Source organism: Denitromonas iodatirespirans, from assembly GCF_018524365.1.
Classification (GTDB): Bacteria; Pseudomonadota; Gammaproteobacteria; order Burkholderiales; family Rhodocyclaceae; genus Nitrogeniibacter; species Nitrogeniibacter iodatirespirans.
This window is the reverse complement of record NZ_JAEKFT010000127.1, coordinates 1-600: the sequence shown is the minus strand read 5'-3', so window position 1 is coordinate 600 and position 600 is coordinate 1. Positions and strand designations below refer to the sequence as shown.

The following is a 600-nucleotide window of genomic DNA, read 5'->3' as shown; positions in this document are numbered from 1 at the left end:
CCTCTTCTGCGCTCATCAGCGCAAGGGCTTCGGGGTGTGCGTCGGCCTGCGCTTCGATCAGGCTGTGGATGCTGCGCCTCTTGTCGTAGCCGTGCGCGGTGGCGTTCCAGTCGTCGAGCAGTTGGTGGCGCTCTTCGGCCGGCAGGACATCGAGGCTGTTGAGCGGCGCGTCGGTGCGCTCGTCGAGCTTGTTCAAGAGCGCGTCGAGGGCCCGAACCATGAAGCGACACATCCGGGTGGCGTCGAGCGGCTCGATGACCTGGGCGCTGAGCTGGAAGTCTTCGCCCAGATCGTCCACCGAGAGGGCAATCGGGTAGTTGGTGCGGTCCTGACTGAGCAGCACGTCCATGTGCTCTTCGGGAGGCTCGTTTGCGGCTTTGTCGTTGGTGGGGCTATAGCGGTAGTTCAGTAGCGAGGTAAACAACGGCGCCTGGGCATCGACCCCGCTGCAGCGCTGGGCCAGTGCCAGTGGCGCATGCTCGTGATGGAGCAGACGGGCCAGTGTTTCGTGCGTCTGGCGAAGCGCCGCTTCGACCCCGCGCTCGTCGATGCGCAGGCGCACCGGCAAGGTGTTGATGAACATCCCGAGCACTCGGTCCG

At 65.2% G+C, this 600-nt stretch carries 1 protein-coding gene; it reads right to left on the bottom strand.

Annotation, left to right across the window (positions count from 1 at the left end; genetic code table 11):
• A partial coding sequence (locus I8J34_RS24250; protein WP_230411999.1) for a condensation domain-containing protein occupies positions 1-583 on the bottom strand: 583 nt, incomplete at its 3' end.
• Positions 584-600 lie beyond the last annotated feature (17 nt).